20 protein-coding genes are annotated in these 19,369 nt (G+C 51.3%); 5 read left to right on the plus strand and 15 right to left on the minus strand.

Features of this window, described 5'->3' with window-relative positions:
• Positions 1 to 49 precede the first annotated feature (49 nt).
• Genes CGZ75_RS26195 through CGZ75_RS24645 form a run of 3 tightly spaced genes read left to right on the plus strand, consistent with a single transcriptional unit; the run spans position 50 to position 876 of the window.
• A complete protein-coding gene (locus CGZ75_RS26195) occupies positions 50 to 178 on the plus strand; it encodes a hypothetical protein (RefSeq protein ID WP_281255115.1) in 129 nt (42 codons plus the stop codon).
• Positions 175 to 438: a hypothetical protein gene (locus tag CGZ75_RS24640; RefSeq protein WP_176444868.1), complete on the plus strand. Its 264-nt coding sequence runs from the start codon at positions 175 to 177 to the stop codon at positions 436 to 438. Before CGZ75_RS26195 ends, CGZ75_RS24640 begins: the two co-directional genes overlap by 4 nt.
• 18 nt (positions 439 to 456) lie before the next feature.
• The gene (locus CGZ75_RS24645) at positions 457 to 876 is read left to right on the plus strand and encodes a hypothetical protein (protein ID WP_141136785.1); all 420 of its coding nucleotides are present in this window, start codon (positions 457 to 459) and stop codon (positions 874 to 876) included.
• Between the two features lie 150 nt (positions 877 to 1,026).
• Here the strand turns inward: CGZ75_RS24645 and CGZ75_RS15600 are convergent, their stop codons facing one another.
• Complete coding sequence (locus CGZ75_RS15600; protein WP_089525195.1) at positions 1,027 to 2,499, minus strand: DEAD/DEAH box helicase; 1,473 nt, start codon at positions 2,497 to 2,499, stop codon at positions 1,027 to 1,029.
• Positions 2,500 to 2,794: 295 nt separating this feature from the next.
• The gene (locus CGZ75_RS15605) at positions 2,795 to 3,757 is read right to left on the minus strand and encodes an iron-hydroxamate ABC transporter substrate-binding protein (protein WP_089525196.1); all 963 of its coding nucleotides are present in this window, start codon (positions 3,755 to 3,757) and stop codon (positions 2,795 to 2,797) included.
• 199 nt (positions 3,758 to 3,956) lie between these two features.
• Here CGZ75_RS15605 and CGZ75_RS15610 point away from each other — a divergent pair, with 199 nt between their 5' ends.
• Together CGZ75_RS15610 and CGZ75_RS15615 are read left to right on the plus strand one after the other, a co-directional pair.
• The gene (locus CGZ75_RS15610) at positions 3,957 to 4,895 is read left to right on the plus strand and encodes a diacylglycerol/lipid kinase family protein (protein WP_089525197.1); all 939 of its coding nucleotides are present in this window, start codon (positions 3,957 to 3,959) and stop codon (positions 4,893 to 4,895) included.
• 275 nt (positions 4,896 to 5,170) lie between these two features.
• Positions 5,171 to 6,088, plus strand: coding sequence for an aldo/keto reductase (locus tag CGZ75_RS15615; protein WP_089525198.1), 918 nt, complete (start codon positions 5,171 to 5,173; stop codon positions 6,086 to 6,088).
• 208 nt (positions 6,089 to 6,296) lie between these two features.
• Here the strand turns inward: CGZ75_RS15615 and CGZ75_RS15620 are convergent, their stop codons facing one another.
• The 13 genes from CGZ75_RS15620 to CGZ75_RS15675 all read right to left on the minus strand — a co-directional run bounded on the left by CGZ75_RS15620 (position 6,297) and on the right by CGZ75_RS15675 (position 19,282).
• A complete protein-coding gene (locus CGZ75_RS15620) occupies positions 6,297 to 6,683 on the minus strand; it encodes a hypothetical protein (protein WP_089525199.1) in 387 nt (128 codons plus the stop codon).
• 307 nt (positions 6,684 to 6,990) lie between these two features.
• Entirely contained in the window at positions 6,991 to 7,914 is a 924-nt protein-coding gene (locus tag CGZ75_RS15625; RefSeq protein WP_089525200.1) for an AEC family transporter, read from the minus strand.
• Positions 7,915 to 7,923: 9 nt separating this feature from the next.
• Positions 7,924 to 9,330 carry an NAD-dependent malic enzyme gene (locus CGZ75_RS15630; protein ID WP_089525201.1) on the minus strand — a complete coding sequence of 469 codons (1,407 nt, stop codon included), beginning with the start codon at positions 9,328 to 9,330 and terminating at the stop codon, positions 7,924 to 7,926.
• A gap of 153 nt (positions 9,331 to 9,483) precedes the next feature.
• Complete coding sequence (locus tag CGZ75_RS15635; RefSeq protein ID WP_089525202.1) at positions 9,484 to 11,010, minus strand: tripartite tricarboxylate transporter permease; 1,527 nt, start codon at positions 11,008 to 11,010, stop codon at positions 9,484 to 9,486.
• A 197-nt stretch (positions 11,011 to 11,207) separates the two neighbouring features.
• Positions 11,208 to 11,675, minus strand: a complete 468-nt coding sequence (locus CGZ75_RS15640; RefSeq protein ID WP_089525203.1) for a tripartite tricarboxylate transporter TctB family protein — start codon at positions 11,673 to 11,675, stop codon at positions 11,208 to 11,210.
• Between the two features lie 37 nt (positions 11,676 to 11,712).
• The gene (locus CGZ75_RS15645) at positions 11,713 to 12,729 is read right to left on the minus strand and encodes a Bug family tripartite tricarboxylate transporter substrate binding protein (protein ID WP_089525204.1); all 1,017 of its coding nucleotides are present in this window, start codon (positions 12,727 to 12,729) and stop codon (positions 11,713 to 11,715) included.
• Positions 12,730 to 12,980: 251 nt separating this feature from the next.
• Positions 12,981 to 13,361, minus strand: coding sequence for a type II toxin-antitoxin system PemK/MazF family toxin (locus CGZ75_RS15650; RefSeq protein ID WP_089525205.1), 381 nt, complete (start codon positions 13,359 to 13,361; stop codon positions 12,981 to 12,983).
• The gene (locus CGZ75_RS15655; RefSeq protein WP_176444869.1) at positions 13,361 to 13,648 is read right to left on the minus strand and encodes an AbrB/MazE/SpoVT family DNA-binding domain-containing protein; all 288 of its coding nucleotides are present in this window, start codon (positions 13,646 to 13,648) and stop codon (positions 13,361 to 13,363) included. The genes CGZ75_RS15650 and CGZ75_RS15655 overlap by 1 nt, the downstream gene beginning before the upstream one ends.
• Before the next feature lie 126 nt (positions 13,649 to 13,774).
• The gene (locus CGZ75_RS25380; RefSeq protein WP_176444870.1) at positions 13,775 to 13,942 is read right to left on the minus strand and encodes a hypothetical protein; all 168 of its coding nucleotides are present in this window, start codon (positions 13,940 to 13,942) and stop codon (positions 13,775 to 13,777) included.
• A gap of 742 nt (positions 13,943 to 14,684) precedes the next feature.
• Positions 14,685 to 16,031 (minus strand): sulfatase family protein, encoded by a 1,347-nt coding sequence (locus tag CGZ75_RS15660; RefSeq protein WP_089525207.1) that lies wholly within the window; start codon positions 16,029 to 16,031, stop codon positions 14,685 to 14,687.
• A 30-nt stretch (positions 16,032 to 16,061) separates the two neighbouring features.
• The gene (locus CGZ75_RS15665) at positions 16,062 to 16,940 is read right to left on the minus strand and encodes a carbohydrate ABC transporter permease (protein ID WP_217900071.1); all 879 of its coding nucleotides are present in this window, start codon (positions 16,938 to 16,940) and stop codon (positions 16,062 to 16,064) included.
• Between the two features lie 12 nt (positions 16,941 to 16,952).
• Positions 16,953 to 17,837 (minus strand): carbohydrate ABC transporter permease, encoded by an 885-nt coding sequence (locus tag CGZ75_RS15670; protein WP_245850942.1) that lies wholly within the window; start codon positions 17,835 to 17,837, stop codon positions 16,953 to 16,955.
• Between the two features lie 86 nt (positions 17,838 to 17,923).
• Positions 17,924 to 19,282 (minus strand): ABC transporter substrate-binding protein, encoded by a 1,359-nt coding sequence (locus CGZ75_RS15675; protein ID WP_176444871.1) that lies wholly within the window; start codon positions 19,280 to 19,282, stop codon positions 17,924 to 17,926.
• Positions 19,283 to 19,369: the final 87 nt, after the last annotated feature.

Consider the following 19,369-nt stretch of genomic DNA (forward strand, 5'->3'; position numbering starts at 1 on the left):
GAAGCGAGCTACGGGAGCTGTTTCGGCGTGATCAAGTAACTTTGACTACTTGAAGCGAGCTACCGGAGCCATTTCGGCGCGATCAAGTAACTTCGACTACTTGAAGCGAGCTACGGGAGCTTTTTCGGTGCGCTCAAGTAACTTGGACTACTTGCTTTGGGCTGACGGGGATTTTTGACGCTTTCAAGTAACTTGGACTACTTGAGGCGAGCTACCGGAGCCATTTCGGCGCGCTCAAGTAACTTGGACTACTTGAGGCGAGCTACCGGAGCCATTTCAGCGCTCTCAAGTAACTTGGACTACTTGAGGCGAGCTACGGGAGCTTTTTCGGTGCGCTCAAGTAACTTCGACTACTTGCTTCGAGCTGTCGGAGCCATTTCAGCGCGCTCAAGTAACTTCGACTACTTGAGGCGAGCTACGGGAGCTGTTTCGGCGTGATCAAGTAACTTTGACTACTTGAAGCGAGCTACCGGAGCCATTTCGGCGCGATCAAGTAACTTTGACTACTTGAAGCGAGCTACGGGAGCTGTTTCGGTGCGCTCAAGTAACTTCGACTACTTGCTTCGAGCTGTCGGAGCTTTTTCGACGCATTCAAGTAACTTCGACTACCTGCCTCGAGCTGTCGGAGCCATTTTGGCGCGCTCAAGTAACTTGGACTACTTGCTTCGGGCTGCCGGAGCTTTTTCGGCGCGTTCAAGTAACTTGGACTACTTGCTTCGGGCTGTCGGAGCTTTTTCGGCGCGTTCAAGTAACTTGGACTACTTGGGGGCGCGTTGTGCAGCTACTTCTTGGCTGCAACATCCGGGGTTACTCTATAAAGCGCGGCTAATCGCAAACAAACCCCATCCCTTTAAGAGGGATGGGGCTCGTTATTAAAACAAATTCTAGCGGCAAGCCGCTAAGCAGCTACAAGCTCGCTTGCGCGGCCATGCCGCCTCGGCTCCGCTCGGCGCGGAACCTCCAGCGCACTGCCCGCGCTAGCCGCGGCGCCGTGCCGCGGCAAAAGCCGCCACCCCGCGCCTGCGCCTACCAGCTCTTGCGCGGCTGCGCTGTCGCTTGCGCGCTCTGCGCCGCGCCGCGGCCAGAGCCACCGTCGCCCCGGCGCCAATTGCCGCCGCCGGAAGCGCCGCCCTGCGGGCGCTGCTGCGCTGCGCCGCCACGTCCGGCGCCACCGCCATAGCCGCCGGCAGAGCGCGGACGGCCGCTGCCTTCACCGGCTGTGCGCGCCTGGCCAGAGCCAGACGGCCTTCCGCCGGATGGCCTCGCGCCGCCGCTGCCTTGGCGGCCTTGCGAGCCCGGCTTCCGCGGGCCGCCAGTCATTGCCTTGGCTTCCGCCGCAGCCGAAGCCGCTCCTGACATCGGGAACGGATGCTCCTTCACGACAGGCACTTTCTTTTTTGTAACCTTCTCAATGTCCTTGAGGTACGGAATTTCTTCCCCTTCGCAGAAAGAGATCGCCGTTCCACTCTTGCCCGCCCGGCCCGTACGGCCGATACGATGGACATAAGTTTCCGGAATATTCGGCAGGTTGAACTGCACGACATGGGACAGCTCGTCGATATCGATGCCGCGAGCCGCGATGTCCGTCGCCACGAGTACACGCGTCGCGCCGCTCTTGAAGTTGTTCAGCGCAAGCTGACGAGCGTTTTGCGACTTGTTGCCGTGAATAGCTTGAGCGGTGACTTTAGCATTGTTCAGAACGCGTACAACGCGGTCTGCGCCATGCTTCGTGCGGGTGAACACCAGCACCGACTCCATCGCAGGGTCCTGCAGAAGATGAATAAGCAAATTCGGCTTGTTATCCTTTTCCACGTAGTAGACGGACTGGTCGATCCGATCCACTGTGGACGAAACCGGCGTAATCTCCACTTTGACGGGATTGCGCAGCAGCGATTCCACAAGTCGGTTGATCTCCGGAGGCATCGTTGCAGAGAAGAACAACGTCTGTTTCTGGGCCGGGATGCGGGACATGATCTTTTTAACATCGTTGATGAAGCCCATGTCGAGCATGCGGTCAGCCTCATCCAGCACAAGAATCTCTACATATTGCAGATCAACATGCTTCTGGTTAATGAGGTCAATCAGACGCCCCGGTGTAGCGATCAAGATGTCGGTGCCGCGCGCCAGCTGAATTTCCTGGCCTCGCTGCGAAACACCGCCAACGATCGAGATACAGCGAATATCGGTGAATTGGCTATAGGCACGGATGTTGTCCTCGATTTGGATCGCGAGTTCGCGGGTCGGGGTGAGGATGAGGGAGCGAATGCGGCGTTTGCCCTGAGGTTTGCCGCCTTTAGCGGGTTGGCTGCTGAGCCGTTGGATGATCGGAATGGAAAATGCAGCCGTTTTACCGGTTCCCGTCTGGGCGCAGCCTAGGACGTCGCGTCCTTCAAGCGCTGCCGGAATGGCCTGAGCCTGAATCGGCGTCGGGTCCGTATACTGCTCTTTATCAAGCGCTTTAAGAATAGCGGGCATCAATTTTAAATCAATAAATTTCATTGGGTCTCCTATCGGTTGAATATCTATTTTCACGGTAGCTTAATTCTTCCTTCGTCTATTGCAATCCGCGAATGTTCCTTCCTATCATAACGCAAGGCCGACACGAAATATACTATCCTCCCGCCTATATCCCCTATTTGGCATAACAGGCGGTTTAATGGTCGTGCAACCTATAACGCAATCAAGGGCGCCCCGCATGCAGAGATAACTTCTGCTTTTGGGACACCCTTGGCTGAAAATGGATCAATGAACAGCAGCGCCTGAGCTTTCACCGTTATATTTATGTTCGCGTCGCTTACGGCAGAGCCAAGAACTCGTCCGTGTACAGTTTAAGCATATGATCCAGAGTAATCGGATCGCTGTAGCTATAAGATGCTGGATCGATGGTAATCACTCGGCCGCTCTTCACCGCAGGGATTCCCTTCCACGTCTCGGTTTGGAATACTGGATTATCCAGCCCTTTTGGCCGGCTCAGCACGATATAGTCTCCTGCGTATTCCGGCAGCGATTCACTGGAGATCGTGAACATACCTGGACCGAGTGCATCCTTCTTCGCATTCTCCGTCATCCCCAGGCCCATCGCCTGATACAGCACTTCGGTGCCACGCGCCCAATTGTTGCCGAAAACGTAGAAGCTCTTGGCATCAAATTCAATGACAGAAACGGTCGCGTTTTCGCCAATTTTTGCCTTAACCTGTTTACCCGCTTCTTCGGCGCGCTTTTTGAAGTCATCCGCCCATGTTTGGGCTTCCTTCTCCTTATTAAGCAGCTTGCCGATAGCCAATTGTTGCTCAATATAGTCCAGCTTACCCCAGGTGTAAACTACGGTTGGAGCGATCTCTCTCATTTTGTCGAGATTTTTCATATTTGTACCAGCAATGATCAGATCTGGGTCAAGTTCAATGATTTTCTCCAGATTTTCATCCGTCACCTCAGCTACGCCGCTCAGTTTCTCGGTGAACATCGAGCTTTTGTTCGACCATTGGTCGACACCAACAAGCGGGAGGCCGAGTGAAAGGACATTCGGAGCGTTTGTCAGAGCGACAATGCGCTGAGGATTCAGAGGCACTTCAACCTTACCCGTCTCGGATTCATAGGTAAATGTTCCAGATGCTGCGGGTGATGCCGAAGGTGCTACGCTTGCTGTCGGCTGACTGCCATTATTGCTGGCATTGTTAGTCGAACTATCGCCTTTGCTGCCGCAGGCGCTGAGCACGAGAGTCAGCGAAAGCACAAGCGGAGTAAGCCATTTTTTCATCTGTATAATCCCCTTTTATGTATAAATAATTTGATAATGATTATCAGTGTCAACAAATTCCACTATATCGGCCCAGCTTCGAGCTGTCAATAAAAAAACCAATCTAAAGAATGTTTAACTTCAACCTTCATAGTGGTAATACGGGTAATAGCCCCGCAATTCAAAAAATGGGCAATACGGAACCGGGAGTGGATGGGTCATGGCGGATACGACGGGTAATGCAGGGGATAGTTCAGCAGCAACACGTTGCCATAACAAAAAAGCGATGGTCATCCTCAATCCTTCCTCAGGGAAGGAGAAGGCGGCGGATTACGCACGTGACATTGAGAGCGTATTGCGCTCCAAAGGGTTTGAAGTCGACCTCCGTGAAACGGCGGGCGAGCTCGACGCGACCCGCTTCTGCGAGTCCGCCTGCGAGGAGTGTTACGAGCTGGTCGTATCCATGGGCGGGGACGGCACCTTGCATGAAACGATCAATGGGCTGATGAGTCAGGCTCACCGACCAAAACTCGGCGTTGTGCCGCTCGGGACGGTTAATGATTTTGCCCGTGCGCTGGGCATTCCACTGGAGCCGGAAAAAGCCATCCGCACACTCGCTTCCTCCCGCGTAGCAAAAGTCGATATGGGGCGGATGAACGATTGGCTTTTCTCCAATGTCGTAGCTGCCGGGTCCATCGCAGAAGCGGTGGCAGCGGTCACATCAGAGGAAAAGTCGCGCCTCGGGGCATTCGCTTATCTTAAAGAAGGACTCAAAGAGCTCATCGGCAGGCGCTCCTATCCTATGGAGATCAGTTATGACGGCCAGACATGGGAGGGTGACTCCCCTTTGTTCGTGGCAGCTCTGACCAATTCGGTCGGCGGCTTTGAAAATCTCGCACCGGACGCCTCGGTGGACGACGGGCTGATTCATGGCTTTATTTTTAAGGATTTGGGCGTTTTCAGCACGCTGACCGCCGGCTTGTCGCTTTGGTTCGGCAGCCTGAAAGACCATAAAGATGTTATCTATTTTACAGCCAAGGAGATCAGCATCCGCTCATCGGAGACAGTTCGCACGAATGTCGACGGAGAGGAAGGGCCGAATCTGCCGATCCACCTCCGCATCCTGCCGGGTCATGTACAGGTGATTGTACCGGAGTAATACCTTTCACCTAACTTTGCAGCACCTACTTCCTATAATTCGCAGCTTGAAGCAGTCCGGGGAGATATGCCACAATGAAGACGCAATCATTGTAGGGAACAAGGGCAACGGCATATTGCTTGTCCTATTAAATTGAATGGCCTAGTTCTCGTAGTTCCTGCGCATATGTAGCCGTCCATGAGGACGGCTCGTTTCTCAGAATCAGGTTTAGACCTTCATCATCTATCCGTGCCCGCGCGGCACGGCACACATTCTTATCCCTGGAGGAATCACAAATGAGAACGTTCAAACTGGGCAGCAGCGCCCTTGAAGTACCAGCCGTTGCGGTTGGCTGTATGCGTATCAATGGATTGGACAAGCCGGAGGCGGAGCGCTTTGTGCGGTCGGCGATGGAGCTTGGAGCAAATTTCTTCGATCATGCGGATATTTATGGAGCAGGCGAGTGCGAAGAAATTTTCGCTGATGCGATTGGGATGAACCCAACCGTTCGGGAAGGAATCATCCTGCAGTCCAAATGCGGCATCCGTCCGGGCCGCTTCGACTTCTCTAAGGAGCATATTTTGGACTCGGTGGATAAAATATTGCAACGGCTGCGCACCGATTATCTCGACGTACTGCTGCTGCATCGCCCGGATACACTCGTTGAGCCGGAGGAAGTTGCAGAGGCCTTCGATCAGCTAGAGAAGTCCGGCAAAGTGCGCCACTTCGGTGTTTCGAACCAGAACCCGATGCAGATTCAATTGCTCAAAAAAGCAGTTAAACAGCCGCTTGTTGCGAATCAGCTGCAGCTCAGCATTACGAACAGCAATATGATTTCCCAAGGCTTCAACGTCAATATGCACAATGATTCCGCCGTGAACCGCGACGGCAGCGTGCTGGACTTCTGTCGCCTGCATGACATCACTATTCAACCGTGGTCGCCGTTCCAATACGGCTTCTTTGAAGGTGTATTCCTCGGCAGCGAAAAGTTCCCCGAGCTCAATGCCGCCATCGACGAGCTCGCCGCCCGCTACGACGTCAGCAGCACAACAATTGCGATGGCTTGGCTGCTCCGCCATCCAGCGAACATGCAGCCGGTAACTGGCACGACGAACGTGCAACGGCTTCAAGACTGCATCAAAGCGACTGACATCCGCCTCACCCGCGAGGAATGGTACAGCATTTTCACGGCAGCTGGTAATGTGCTTCCTTAACTTACAGCCCGCTCGGGGATGTAACTTAAGGCTCGGCTCCGGTAGTCTGAAATGCTAACAGGCAAGCCAAGTTCCCTCTTCTCCGCCCTGTCGCCTCCCCTCAGGAGGCTGGAAGGGCGTTGTTGCTGTTCTGGAGCATTTCCCAGTTCAGGGGGTTATACAAAAACACATCCCCCGGTTTTCTGGAGGATGTGTTTCAACATAGAGACTATTTATCCTTTACTGTGGCATCAAACTTCACGATAAAATTCGCTATTTTTGCTTCCAGATTTGGATCTGCTTTAACATTCTTGTTCTGGTAGTAATAGAGAATCACATTGTTATTGTTTACGATGAAGGTGTTATATTTTGAATCCTTATATTGCTCCTGCGTTTTCTTTGCACCTTCCGCATCTTTTTCAAAAAAAAGCAAAAATTTCACCTTTTCATTCAATGTGTAGTCATAATATTCTTCATTCATTTGATCCCCATAAAAAACCTCTAACCCCTCGCTCTTCAACAGATCTCCAACTTCCTTTGCCGTGATCTTGTTTCCGCAAGCGGTCAGGGCTAACAACAAACAAATACAGATGATGAAGGACATGCTTTTTTTCATGATTTTATTTATAACTCCTATGGCTCAATTTCAGATAACAATTAGATTCTCAACGGAAGTAATTATATATAGTATCTCCATCGAGTTTCTAATGGGAATATTTTCTCTGAGCGCGGAGCCAACAGTCTGTTTTGACACCTCTTTCATTTACTTAGAACTAAACGGGTTACTGCTGCAAAATTCTAATGAATCCTCATAGCCTTAGGCGGTCTGAACTCCTCCTCGCAACTGTAATCGCACTAAGCAGCATTAAAAACCGTTCCACCCACATACACCGCAACTACAACTCTAATCGCACGAAACCGCATTAAAATATCTGTCTAGCCACATAAACAGCAACCGCAACTGTAATCGCGCTGAGCAGCGTCGTCAGCAGCACCGCTTCGGCGGCATAATCGGGATCATTGCCGTATTCCAGTGCGAACTGCGCCATGTTGCGCGAGCATGGGTAGGAGCCTGCGATTAGCAGCGCCTGAGCGGTCACACCTTGCAAATCGAGTACCAGGATGACCAGCAACGCAAGCGCCGGGGACACGAGCAGCCGGCCAATCACCGTCAGCGTGAGCGGCAATGAAGGGCGGCGCAGCTTCAGCGAAGCGACCTGAGCGCCGAGCGTGAACAGCGCAACCGCCAGGAACGCGCTGGCGACGTTGTCGATTGGCCGCCACAAGAATGGCGGCAGCTCCAGCCCGCTGGCGCGAAAAGCGATTCCGAGCGCCAGCGCGGCAATGATCGGATTGGTCGCGAGCTGGCGCAGCGCCCCCCATCCTCTCGTTTCGACGGACATGGCGGTAGCCAGGCCGTACGTGTATGTCACGAGATTTTGGAACAGTGTTACGATTACTTGGATTGACATACCGACCGGCTGAGCGGCAAAAACGAGCTGACTAACCGGTAAGCCAAAGTTACCGGAGTTGTTCAGCACAACGCTGTTTTTGAACGTGGATGATGTGCGGCGCTCCAATCGGAAGGCCCGGGAAGCTATCGCTGCGATGAGGATCATGCCAGCATTCTGCAACAGCAGAAACAGAACGACCTCTCCGATAAGCTGTGCCTCAAAGCGGCTTTCATAAATATTCACGAAAGCCAGCGCTGGAAGGAAAACCGAGCTCGTCAGCCGCGACAGCGTGCGGATGTCGAAGCGGTATTTGAGATGCAGGGCTGCACCGGTACCAAGCAACGCGAACACCGGGAAAATTACCTGCAGCAGGATAAGCAGCAAGATGGACATGACTTCCCTTTATCGGAAATCGCGAGGAATGCGCCGGGCCACACCCGTCTCGATAGCCGCGCGGATGACAGCCGCCCGCACTCGGATGACAACCTCCTCGTTGAACACACTCGGAATAATATACTGCTCGCTAAGCTCATCCTCACTCACAGCGGCAGCGATCGCTTCCGCCGCCGCGAGCTTCATCCGCTCGTTGATGGAACGAGCCCGGCATTCCAGCGCCCCGCGAAAAATACCTGGGAAACACAGCACATTATTGATCTGATTCGGATAGTCGCTGCGTCCGGTCGCCATCACCCGTACTAGCGGCTCCGCAAGCTCCGGGTCGATTTCCGGTTCGGGATTAGCCATGGCAAAAACGATGGGATCACGAGCCATGCGCCGCAAATGATCCGTAGTCAGCACGCCAGGACCGGAAACCCCGACGAAAACATCTGCGTCCACGATGACTTCGTCCAGCTTGCCGCGCTCTTGCCCAGGATTGCTGTTATCCGCCAGCCAGCTCCACATCGGATTGCTGTAGGTTTCACCCGCTACGATGGCGCCTTGCCGATCCACAGCGATAACATTGCGCACGCCTGCGGACAGCATCATCTTTGAGCAAGCGACGCCAGCAGCGCCGATGCCAACAACGACAACTTTGATGTCCTCCAGCCCTTTATCCACAATTTTCAGCGCATTGAGCAGGCCTGCTAGCATAACAACTGCCGTCCCGTGCTGATCGTCATGAAACACCGGAATATCGAGCTCTTCCTTCAGCCGCTCCTCAATTTCAAAACAGCGCGGCGAGCTAATGTCTTCCAAATTGATACCGCCGAAGGCGGGCGCGATATTTTTAATCGTACGAATGATGTCTTCCGTATCCCGGGTATCGAGACAAATTGGGAAGCCGTCTACACCTGCCAGCTGCTTGAATAACATCGCTTTACCTTCCATGACCGGCATAGCGCCGTAAGGTCCGATATCACCTAACCCAAGCACTGCTGTACCATCGCTTACAATCGCCACCGTATTACGCTTGATCGTAAGCGAGAATGCTTTGCTCTCGTCCTGATGGATCGCTCTGCATACTTTCGCGACTCCTGGAGTGTACACATGGGACAGTTCTTCGCGATTTTTGACCGGCATCTTGGGTGTGACCTCGATTTTGCCGCCAAGATGCACAAGAAAGGTTCGATCCGAAACGTTCACGACCTTGAGCCCATCCAAGGAAGAGAGATGCTCGATCAGCGCCATGTTGTTATCGTCCGGCACATGAACCGTAATATCCCGGATTGCCGTTTCCTGCGAGGTGCGGATGACATCGGTCGCGATAATATCGCCGCCGCGACTGCCAATCGCCATTGCGATTTCACCGAAGGTGATGGCGGACTTGCGGATTTCCAGGCGGATGATAATTGTTGAGCTGGATGCCATAGATGCTGACTCCTTCCACATGCGTTTATTCTTCCCGCTAGGATAAAAAAATAGGAGAGCGCAGGCCGCTCCCCTCCTTCGCCTCAAACCTTCTTCGCTGATCAACGCTCCTTGCTGCTATAACCTTCTTCGCTACCAGCACTCCTTACCGCTCTAGCCTTCTTCGCTAATCAGCACTTTTTTGCCGCGAAGCTTGAGCAGCAGCGGCACGATGAGCCACAGCACGGCGATGAGCAGAAAGGCGAGCGAGATCGGCTTCGTCAGGAAAATGCTGAAATCACCGTTAGACCCGGTCAGTGCCCGACGCATATTGTTTTCGATCATCGGCCCGAGCACGAGGCCAAGTACGAGCGGTGCCAGCGGATAATCATTTTGCACCAGGAAGTATCCCGCGATGCCGCATCCGATCAGCAGCAGCAAATCGAATGTGGTATACTGCACGGCGTACACGCCGAAGACCGAAATGGCCACAATAATCGGCAGCAGGTACTTGGGCGGCGTCTCAATGATTTTGGCGAATACTTTGACGAGTGGCATATTCAGAATAAGCAGCATCAGGTTGCCGATGAACATACTTGCGATAAGACCCCAAGCGATTTCCGGGTTATCCTCGAACAGAAGCGGACCTGGCTGAACATTGTACATGATGAGCGCGCCCATCAAGATCGCCGTCGTACCGGAGCCAGGAATGCCGAGCGTCAGCAGCGGGATCATCGCACCGCCGGAGGAGGCGTTGTTGGCCGATTCAGGAGCCGCTACTCCCTCGATGGCGCCTTTGCCGAACTTTTCAGGGTGGCGACTTAGCTTTTTCTCCATGATATAGCTGAAAAAGGAAGCAAGTGTTGCGCCAGCGCCCGGCAACACACCGATGAAAAAGCCGAGCAGCGAGCCGCGGGCGATTGGGCCCGCACTATCCTTCAAATCTTGGCGGGTCGGCCGAACGCGGCCAACCTTGACCACCTCTCCGTTCATATAATCCCGGTGGAGAATCGTCTTGAACACTTCACCGAGTGCGAACAAGCCGACGGCAACGGTCAGGAATTCAAGTCCCGTGTACAATACGGGAATATCATAGGTAAAGCGAGCAACACCAGACACATTATCCATCCCAATCGTCGCAATCAACAGCCCTACCACGGTCATGATAAGCGCCTTAGTCATCGACTTGCTGGCGAGACCGCTGACTGCGGCCAACCCAAGCAGCATGAGCGAAAAATATTCAGCAGGCCCGAAGCGAATCGCGATTTCAGACAGCGGCTGCGCCAGCAGTACAAGTCCGATCAGCGAGACAATGCCAGCTATAAACGAGCCAATTGCAGCAATCGACAACGCTGAACCTGCCCTGCCTTGGCGCGCCATTTGGTAGCCATCCAGCGTCGTTACAACGGAGGAGGATTCACCTGGCGTATTAAGCAGGATCGAGGTTGTCGATCCTCCGTACATCGCACCGTAATAAACACCAGCCAGCAAAATAATTGCGCTCGTGGCCGCCGAATCTGGATCCTGCCCGCTCGTAAGCGTAGCCGTAACCGGGATAAGCAGCGCCACGCCGCTCATCGGGCCGATGCCAGGCAACACTCCAACCGCGGTGCCGATAAGCACGCCGACAAAAGCGAAAAGTAGATTTTTCCATTGCAGAGCCGAAACGAAGCCGTCGGCAAGGAATTGCAATACGTCCATGGAGACAGCCTCCTTTTAGTGCGAGTTCAAAAGGTCGCCATTCAGCACCGAGAAGGTTGTGTGAACCAGAAGAAGGAGGAGCGGAGTGTAGGCAAACCTACATGAGCACCGGACTTCGAAGGTGAACACAAGATTCGATGTCGAGTTCGCTTCCTGCTTTACTTCGTGATCAATGGCGGCTTTTTGAACATCCTCTTTTAGCCGATATTCATCCAGACAGGGAAGCCGGGGAGGCTGCCTTCCAGAACTTTGACGAACAAATAGTAAACGCCTATGGAAAACAAGGATGCAACGATCACTGACGTCAGCCACTTGCCCCGTTCAATAACCTGGAAGCCAATCAGGAGAAAAACAAACGTTCCGAACACATAGCCGATGTCTTCCAGAAAGTAAGCATACAGGACAGCTGCAGATACAATGATGAGAAAACGCTTGTAGTCGAGTTTCACCTTCGTGGAAGGGCCGTTGTCCGATTTAGTGCGCATCACCTCATAAAAGAGACGCAAGGCGAGCACAATCAGAAGAAGGCCAAGCCCCAGCGGGAAGATGTCGGGACCGACATTGCTCCCGTAGGAGCTCTCCCCAATTTTGCGGCTTTCCCACACGAAGGCGGCGCCAATTAGCAGGAACGCTACGCTAGCGTATCGGTCGAATGTCTTGTTCATCATGCCTCACCTCGTGTCGGTAGAACCGGATTTATATTTATTTCGCCATGCCGAGCGCAGTCAGCATTTCTTTGATCAGCACTTCTTGCTCACCGAGGAATTTGGAGAAGTCCTCAGATCCTTTGAATTCGGGCTCCCAGGAATTTGCAGCGAGCTCTTTTTTCCAAGCCTCGGATTCATTCAGAGCTTTCAGTTTTTCAGCCCAGTAGGCCTTCTCGTTATCCTTCATTTCCTTCGGACCAAACACACCACGCCAGATTGTGAACTCCGCATCGATACCCGATTCCTTAATCGTAGGTATATCCTTGAAGTCACCGCCAAGCCGCTCAGAAGCGGTAATACCGAGTACTTTGACTTTGCCAGCCTTCAGATACTCGGAAGCACTGGAGATGTCGGTGCCGATTACATCCGCATTGCCACCGAGCAGCGCAGCGATCGCTTCACCGCCGCCATCATAGGAAACGTATTTGACCGACTTTGGATCGATCCCCGCTTTGAAAGCTGGCAGAACGGAAATCAGATGATCCATCGAGCCCGGAGCCGAGCCGCCGGCAAAGGTAATCTTTGTTGGATCTGCTTTCAAATCAGCCATCAACGACTGAATATCGGAGTATTTGGAATCTACCGAGACTACGATCGCTCCAAAGTCCTTCGTCAGTTGGGCTAGCGGTGTCGTATCCTTGTAGCCGTAAGGGGTGTTGCCCTCTTTTTTCAAGTTGTTAATCAAAATTGGAGGTGAACTGACGAACAGCCGATAAGGGTTCTTCGTATCCTGCGTGGCGTACTCCGCCATGAACACTGCACCGCCGCCACCTGGTTTGTTCTCTACGGTCATCGTTTTCTCGACCAGCTTGGACTCGCCAAGCACCTTGGTCAAAGAACGTGCCGTTTTGTCCCAGCCGCCGCCTGCGCCGGACGGTGCAACGACCACAATCGGCTTCGAAGGATAATTATCCGAGCTCCCGCTTCCGCCACCCGAGCTGCATGCCGTCAAGACTACTGCGGACAGAGCGGCAAGCGCGAAAGAGCTCCATTTACGATGTCTAGTGTTCATTCTGTTTCCCCCTTTTGATATCTGAGTTCACATATCGATCAAAATTGATAGCGTTTTCATATTTGGAATGTATCATGCCCAACTGCCGCTCGCCTAGATTGTGAGCATTCGTTGCATTAATCGCATTAGGCTCATTATGATCATTAAGTTCACGGCGATAGCTGCAAACACAAAAAAGGCCATGGCATCCGGGCGCTCGGATCGTCATGTCCTTTGGAGATTATATTTAAATAAGTTGAACTTAGAAGTAGTCATGCCAAGATCGAACGCGCATAAGTGAGAACCGTTTTGAAAAAGAAGGATTCCGTATCCACCTTGCCTACAACGACAGCATTAAGAGCGGCTAAATCAAGCGACTTGAGCTGATCTGTCAAAACCACTCCTGAAAGCTGTTCGTATCCGGCGGCTAGACTTGAATCAACTTTGATCCCGGCAGGCACTTCCACCTCGAAGGCATAACCTTTAGCCTGATTCGTAACAGGTACAACGACAGCAAAATTGGAATAAGACGGATCAATCAGCCCATCCGATAAAATAAGTCCTGGACGGTATCCGGCCTGTTCATTGCCAGCGTTCGGCCTGAATTGCATCCAGACTATGCTTCCACGTTCAACGTTTCCTATGATCGACATTAAATAATTTCATCCCCCATGGGCTCTTCAACATCTCCATGACTTCGAACATCCGATTTAGATGATCCCCGCAAGGAAAGGAAGAGTTCGCGTAATGATTGTTGGTCGTTACTAGCCGGAAATGCAGGCCGCAAAACCAATTCCCCATTATCGGCAACATGAAAGCCAATTTCTGTACCTTCGTTCAGCTTCGCTACTTTACTCACTTCTACAGGAATCCGAAGCGCCAGGCTATTCCCCCAAGTACGAATCGTACCTTTAGCAATAGGTTCAGCTGGAATAGTCAAATGGATCAGCTCCTCACTGCTTTTATGAGTCAAGTATATCATTCCCTTCCCAACATGTATATACATAAGTATATACATCAATATATACATTAGAAGGGGATTTATACCCATGACCTATACAAAGGTTCACGTTTTAAGCTGCGATACCGCAGCGGATCTTTTATCTACAGCATCCTTGGCTGCTGCATTTGCGTCCACATCATTAGTCGATGTGCTATTTTTATAATTGCCTGCGGCCACAATAGCCGACAACAACACTAGCCCAGCCATCTTTGCGGAGTAATTATTTTTCATAATAATCTACCTCTTTCATGGATTCCATTTATTTAACATTTATATTCCATCCGGTTTTGGTTTTCCTAGCGCTCTGCGCATCTGTGAAAGTGCTTGTCCTCGCCTTCCAATGTCTTAAGTATAGAGCCTCAATCTTTAGAGAAGCTTAAAACAACCTTCAATTAAGCTAAAGAATAGGCCCAATGAGTGGTAAGACGCGCTCGAAATGAGTTGTACTAACAAGGGGCCCTCCCCATAGTCAATCATAAAATGACTTAGGGACTGCCCCTTTATGAAAGTTCCTATCGCTGCGCTTTAACACCAGGGAAACTGGAAGCGCCTCTACTTGTCGACGCACATCCTTACGTAACTGAGAGAGCTTATTTCCCCTCAAAACAGGCTCCAAATTATGTAACGGAACTGAGAAGTGTTATTTGAGTCAAAATGATGATTTTCCCAAGAAGTACCCTCAATTAGCGTCTCTCAGTTTCGTTACGCCTCGAAAACCCTCCATTTTGTTGAAATAAGGCTTCTCAGTTCCGTTACGCTACACGAGGGAGGAATTCAAATGAATGGACAAGCGAAACTCAGAGCGCGTAGCTTGACCATTCATATATAAGCGAAAACTCAGAACCCCTCAGAATCGAAAACGATGCACAGCCATCCGTCTTCCGCCTATTTTCTACTGGCGGCCTAAATAACCAAAGGGCAGGCCCTAAATCATCCAAAGATGACTTAGGGCCTGCCCCTCGAAGCAATGCAATCAGCTTCTAGCTTCATCAGGTTGTACTCTGCGTTGTCCTGACGCATAGTCAGCGGCCAGCTCAATCGCAGGCAAAGGAGTCTCTCCCGCCTCCACCATACGGTTCAGCAGCCGAGCTTTCATCACATCGGCAACCTGGCGATGCGAAGCTGCTCCCGCCAGATTCGTCAGCTCATAAGGATCAGCATAAAGATCGTATAAGTACGTTTCTACATAATGATCGGAGCCGGAATATGCGAACGGATCTTTGCCTGGAGCGCCCACCCCATACTTCCACCTTTTTGTCCGCACGGCACGCGCAACCTCCGACTCGCTAATCTGCACAAAAACATCCTCTGGCCAATCCTCCGCTTTACCCTGTACCAAAGGCAGAATCGAACGGCCCTGCATATCTTCCGGAACAGGGATGCCAGCGGCATCAAGCAACGTAGGTGGCAAATCAATCAAGCTAACCAGCTCCTGGACTTGGCGTCCGCCAAAAAAGCCCGGTCCGGTAAACGCTGTTGGCACACGGATAGAAGCATCATGTACGGATCGTTTGTATTCGCCATTGCGTGTTTTGAAATGATTTCCGTGATCAGAAGTGAACAGTACGATGGTATTCTCGTCGAGTTGAAGCGACTTGAGTGCATCAAGAATCCGGCCCAGCGCTTCATCAAGCCGCTTCACCATGCCGTAATACCCGCCAATATGTTGATGCGTTGTTCCTCCTAGAGCGGCCAGGTCGGGCGGCAGCCAGGTGCTGGCATACCGCTCGGCATATCCGTCCGGAGCCGGATAATCGTCCCGATGATTCTGGTGATGAGGCTCCAGGTAGGAGACAAAAAGGAAAAATGGATCTTCCTTATGGCAATCAACGTAGCGAATCGCAGCATCAGTCAACGCATCCACCCGATAGCCGGGAAGCTTGACCGCATTGCCGTTATTGTCATAAAGCGTTGTGTCATAGGCATCCGAGCAAAATTCCAGCACGTCGGCAGCCAGCCATTCCTGATATCCGCCTCTTTTCTCAACCGGAACCGGCTCTTGATGAGCCAAATGCCATTTCCCGATGTAACCGGTATGATACCCGGCTTCGTTGAAGTAATGAGCCAATGTTTTGGAGCCTTCCGGCAAAGGAATGCCGTTCTTAAAACATCCAGTCGTTGTTGCATACTTGCCTGTCTGCAAGCAGGATCGCGCCGGCCCACACACCGGCTGACAAGTGAAAGAATGAGTCAAATGGGCTCCCTTGAGAGCCATTCGGTCAAAGTTCGGCATCAAGCCAAGCGGATTGCCATGCAATCCTGACGTATCCCAGCGTTGTTGATCGGTGAAAAATACGATGACATTCGGCTGCTTACTCAAGTACCTTTTCCCTCCATTAATCTAGGATGATTATTCTTTTACTCCACCTGCGGTCAAGCCCTCAACCATGTAGCGCTGAAGGAACATAAATACGATGAGCAAGGGAATCGTTGCCGCCGCTGCCGCTGCTGTGGCGCCAGACCAGTTGGCCGAATATTCACCAAGGTAGGTCAGGGACAGACCGGGACTAAGCGTTCTTTTGTTAATATCGCTAACAAGCGTTAGTCCGAACAAGAAGTCATCCCAGGCAATGAGGAAGGTATAAATGGCGATGGCCATAATGCCCGGCTTGGAGAGAGGTACGATGACAGCAAACAAAGTTTTGAAGCGGGATGCTCCATCGATCTCAGCCGCTTCCTCCAGCTCTCGCGAAATCCCGTTGAAAAAGGTGCGCATCAGCATAATGCTGAACGGCAGTGAGGCTGAAGTAGAAGCTAAAATGAGCACATAATGAGTGTTCAGCAGATTAAAAGCTTGGTACTGGGAGTAGAGGCCAATGACCAACGTTACCGTGGGGAACATTTGAGCAGACAAAAAGAGGAGTGTTAAAAGATTGCTGCCTTTGAACTTGAACCGCGAGAGTGCATATCCGGCAAAGATGGATACAAAGATACACAAGACGGTGGCGCCGGAAGCGACCAGAATCGTGTTTTTATAAAAGGTAAGAAAGACGGATGATCCTAATATTTCTTTGTAGCTGCTGAAGTCAGGATTTACGGGAAACCACTTAGGTGGAAGCTGCAGCAGGTCGGCGTTTGTATGCAAGGATGTTACGATGATCCAATACACCGGGAACATGAGGAACAGAAGAATGGCTCCTAGAAAGATGTAGCTCCCCAGCTCGGAGGTGCGCGGTGTTGAACTTTGAGGCCTAGTGAATTTGAGGAGCCGTTTAGCGATTTGATTCAAGTGAGAAACCCCCTATCTGTCGTCCCGGTTCATGATGCGGGTAAAGACCATCGAGAAGGCAAACAACAGCAGCAGCCAAATAACGCCGATTGCCGAAGCTTTTCCCATCTCATACTGCGAAAAGGCCGTAATATACGTATGAATAGCGAGTGATGTTGTGGCTCCTGCCGGCCCGCCGTTCGTAAGCGTAAAGAATAAGGTGAACATCTGGAAGTTATTCACGATCATAATGAGAGCAACGCTGCCGATTACGGGCTTCAGCATCGGAAGGGTAATCTTTCTAAATACCTGCCAGCCGTTGGCGCCGTCGATTCGAGCTGCTTCATACAGACTGCTTGAAATGCCCTGCAAACCTGCCAAAAGCATGACCGCAACCAAAGGCGTTTGCCGGAACACCGCCACCACAATGATGGACGAAAGAGCGTAATCCGTGCTGCGCAGCCAGTTGATATTGTCATCAATGATGCCTAAGTTAGTTAGCACATAGTTGAGCACGCCATAATCGCCTTGATAAATCCACATGAAAATAAGTGCGGAGACAATCGTTGGAATCGCCCACGGAATCATAATGATGCTACGGAAAAATCCGCGGAACCGAATATTCCGATTCAATACTATAGCAAGGGACATCCCGATAACTAAATCGAGTATGACCGTAATGACCACATATCTTAAAGTTACGGTTAAGGAATGATAAAAATCGGATGAGCGCAACAGTTCCGTGTAGTTGGCAAAGTTGTTCCAATTTTGTTCAGGAGCAAGCAAGGAGTAGTCGGTGAAGCTCATTAAAACAGACTTGATTAGCGGGCTAATAATGGTAAGTGCCAGCAGTGCAAACGCCGGTAACATCAAGACGGATGCAAAAATGATGTTTTTATGATGCCGGGTTAGTCTCACATTCAATTTCTCTCACCCCATCCAGTATCTTGTGACTCTAAGAAGAAAGGCGGAAGCATAGCGCCGCTCCCGCCACATGCTGATCTCTATTTTTTGTACAGCTCTTTAATTTTGGGCATAACAGTGGCAATGGCTTCATCTGGGCTTTTTCCACCCTCGGTTACCATCACGATCATATCGGTGGAGTTTTTCATCGCATTGTCGAACTTTGGATTTTTGGAAGGGAGCGGTGAAGCTGTTTTCATTTGAGTATTGAATATTCTGGAGTAATCGTCCTCGTTCATTTCTGGCAGCTCGGAGATCGACTTACGCGCCGACATAACCCCATTCAGCTTGTGATAAATGCCCATAGCCTCTTTGGATACGAGGTATTCCACGAATTTAGCAGCCGCTTCTTGCTTCTCACTACCAGCTGTTACGATCAACTGATGCTCCGTGAAGAACGTTTCGCTTTTGCCCGTTTTACTTACAGGTACAGTTGTTACGCCCCACTCTTTATCAAATTCAGCACCTTTGCCGCTCATATTGCGGAAGTTCGTGCGGCCGAAGTCGCCGTCAACCAGCATGCCGAGCGCTCCCGTTGCGAACATAGGTCTAAGATCAGCCATTGCAGCGCCTTGAGGGGATACTTTATTGTCGATGAGATCTTTCATGTATAACAGGGATTCTTTCAGCGCCGTTCCTTGATCGTAAACAATGTTACCTTGATCATCGACGAATTTGCCGCCGAACGAATAACTGATGCGAAGCAGCATATTGCCGGTGTAGGAATCAGAAGCTCCCGTTTCGCCGATGCCATAAATAGGAGTGCCGTTCTCATCTTTGCCGAGAGCTGCAATTTTTTTGGCGTTTTGGATCATTTCATCCCAAGTTGTCGGCGGTTTCTCCGGGTCCAGGCCCGCTTTGGTGTAAAGGTTTTTATTCCAGAACAATGCGCTCGGATGCGGCGCCCATGGCATTGCCATTACTTTTCCATCGAATGTGACACCTGCTTTGCTGGCATCCACGATGTCGTTGATGATCTCTGCATTGAGCAGATCTTGCGCGGGCGCTGCCACATTGGCTCCCACGAAGGCCGGAGTGAAGTTCTGATTGGACATGGTCACATCTGGCGGATTGCCGCCGGCCGAGCTGACCAGAACCTGGTCTTTAAACTGGGCAAACGGGATTCCGATTGATTTCACCTTGATGGATGGATTCGCTTTTTCAAACTCTGCGATCAATTGGTTGTAAGCTTCTTTCGTTCCGTCCTCAACGGAGATCCAGTTAGCAAACGAAATTTCAACAGGCTTGTCCGTTGTGCTTTGAGGAGCAGCAGATTCCTTAGTTGAGTTCGTATTGCTGGCCGTGTTTGACGCCGGACTGGAATTCGATCCGCAAGCCGCAAGCGCCGTCATCAAGCTTAACGCCGTAACGCCCATCGCCATTTTATTCCACTTTTTCATATTGACTCCCCCGCCTTTATGTTCATGATTGCGGCTGTATCTCTGTGCCGTGTTTTCATTATAAGAAAAGAAATGGATCATTTTTGT

It is taken from the genome of Paenibacillus herberti (assembly GCF_002233675.1).
GTDB classification, from domain to species: Bacteria; Bacillota; Bacilli; order Paenibacillales; family Paenibacillaceae; genus Paenibacillus_O; species Paenibacillus_O herberti.

What these genes read in the sequence shown, in the direction of transcription:
- CGZ75_RS15615 (WP_089525198.1), top strand. Translation starts at nt 5,171, where the DNA reads ATGAGAACGTTCAAACTGGGCAGCAGCGCCCTTGAAGTACCAGCCGTT.
- CGZ75_RS15625 (WP_089525200.1), bottom strand. Translation starts at nt 7,914, where the DNA reads ATGTCCATCTTGCTGCTTATCCTGCTGCAGGTAATTTTCCCGGTGTTC.
- CGZ75_RS15630 (WP_089525201.1), bottom strand. Translation starts at nt 9,330, where the DNA reads ATGGCATCCAGCTCAACAATTATCATCCGCCTGGAAATCCGCAAGTCC.
- CGZ75_RS15605 (WP_089525196.1), bottom strand. Translation starts at nt 3,757, where the DNA reads ATGAAAAAATGGCTTACTCCGCTTGTGCTTTCGCTGACTCTCGTGCTC.
- CGZ75_RS15650 (WP_089525205.1), bottom strand. Translation starts at nt 13,361, where the DNA reads ATGTCGATCATAGGAAACGTTGAACGTGGAAGCATAGTCTGGATGCAA.
- CGZ75_RS15675 (WP_176444871.1), bottom strand. Translation starts at nt 19,282, where the DNA reads ATGAAAAAGTGGAATAAAATGGCGATGGGCGTTACGGCGTTAAGCTTG.
- CGZ75_RS15635 (WP_089525202.1), bottom strand. Translation starts at nt 11,010, where the DNA reads ATGGACGTATTGCAATTCCTTGCCGACGGCTTCGTTTCGGCTCTGCAA.
- CGZ75_RS15600 (WP_089525195.1), bottom strand. Translation starts at nt 2,499, where the DNA reads ATGAAATTTATTGATTTAAAATTGATGCCCGCTATTCTTAAAGCGCTT.
- CGZ75_RS15640 (WP_089525203.1), bottom strand. Translation starts at nt 11,675, where the DNA reads ATGAACAAGACATTCGACCGATACGCTAGCGTAGCGTTCCTGCTAATT.
- CGZ75_RS15610 (WP_089525197.1), top strand. Translation starts at nt 3,957, where the DNA reads ATGGCGGATACGACGGGTAATGCAGGGGATAGTTCAGCAGCAACACGT.
- CGZ75_RS15645 (WP_089525204.1), bottom strand. Translation starts at nt 12,729, where the DNA reads ATGAACACTAGACATCGTAAATGGAGCTCTTTCGCGCTTGCCGCTCTG.
- CGZ75_RS15620 (WP_089525199.1), bottom strand. Translation starts at nt 6,683, where the DNA reads ATGAAAAAAAGCATGTCCTTCATCATCTGTATTTGTTTGTTGTTAGCC.
- CGZ75_RS25380 (WP_176444870.1), bottom strand. Translation starts at nt 13,942, where the DNA reads ATGAAAAATAATTACTCCGCAAAGATGGCTGGGCTAGTGTTGTTGTCG.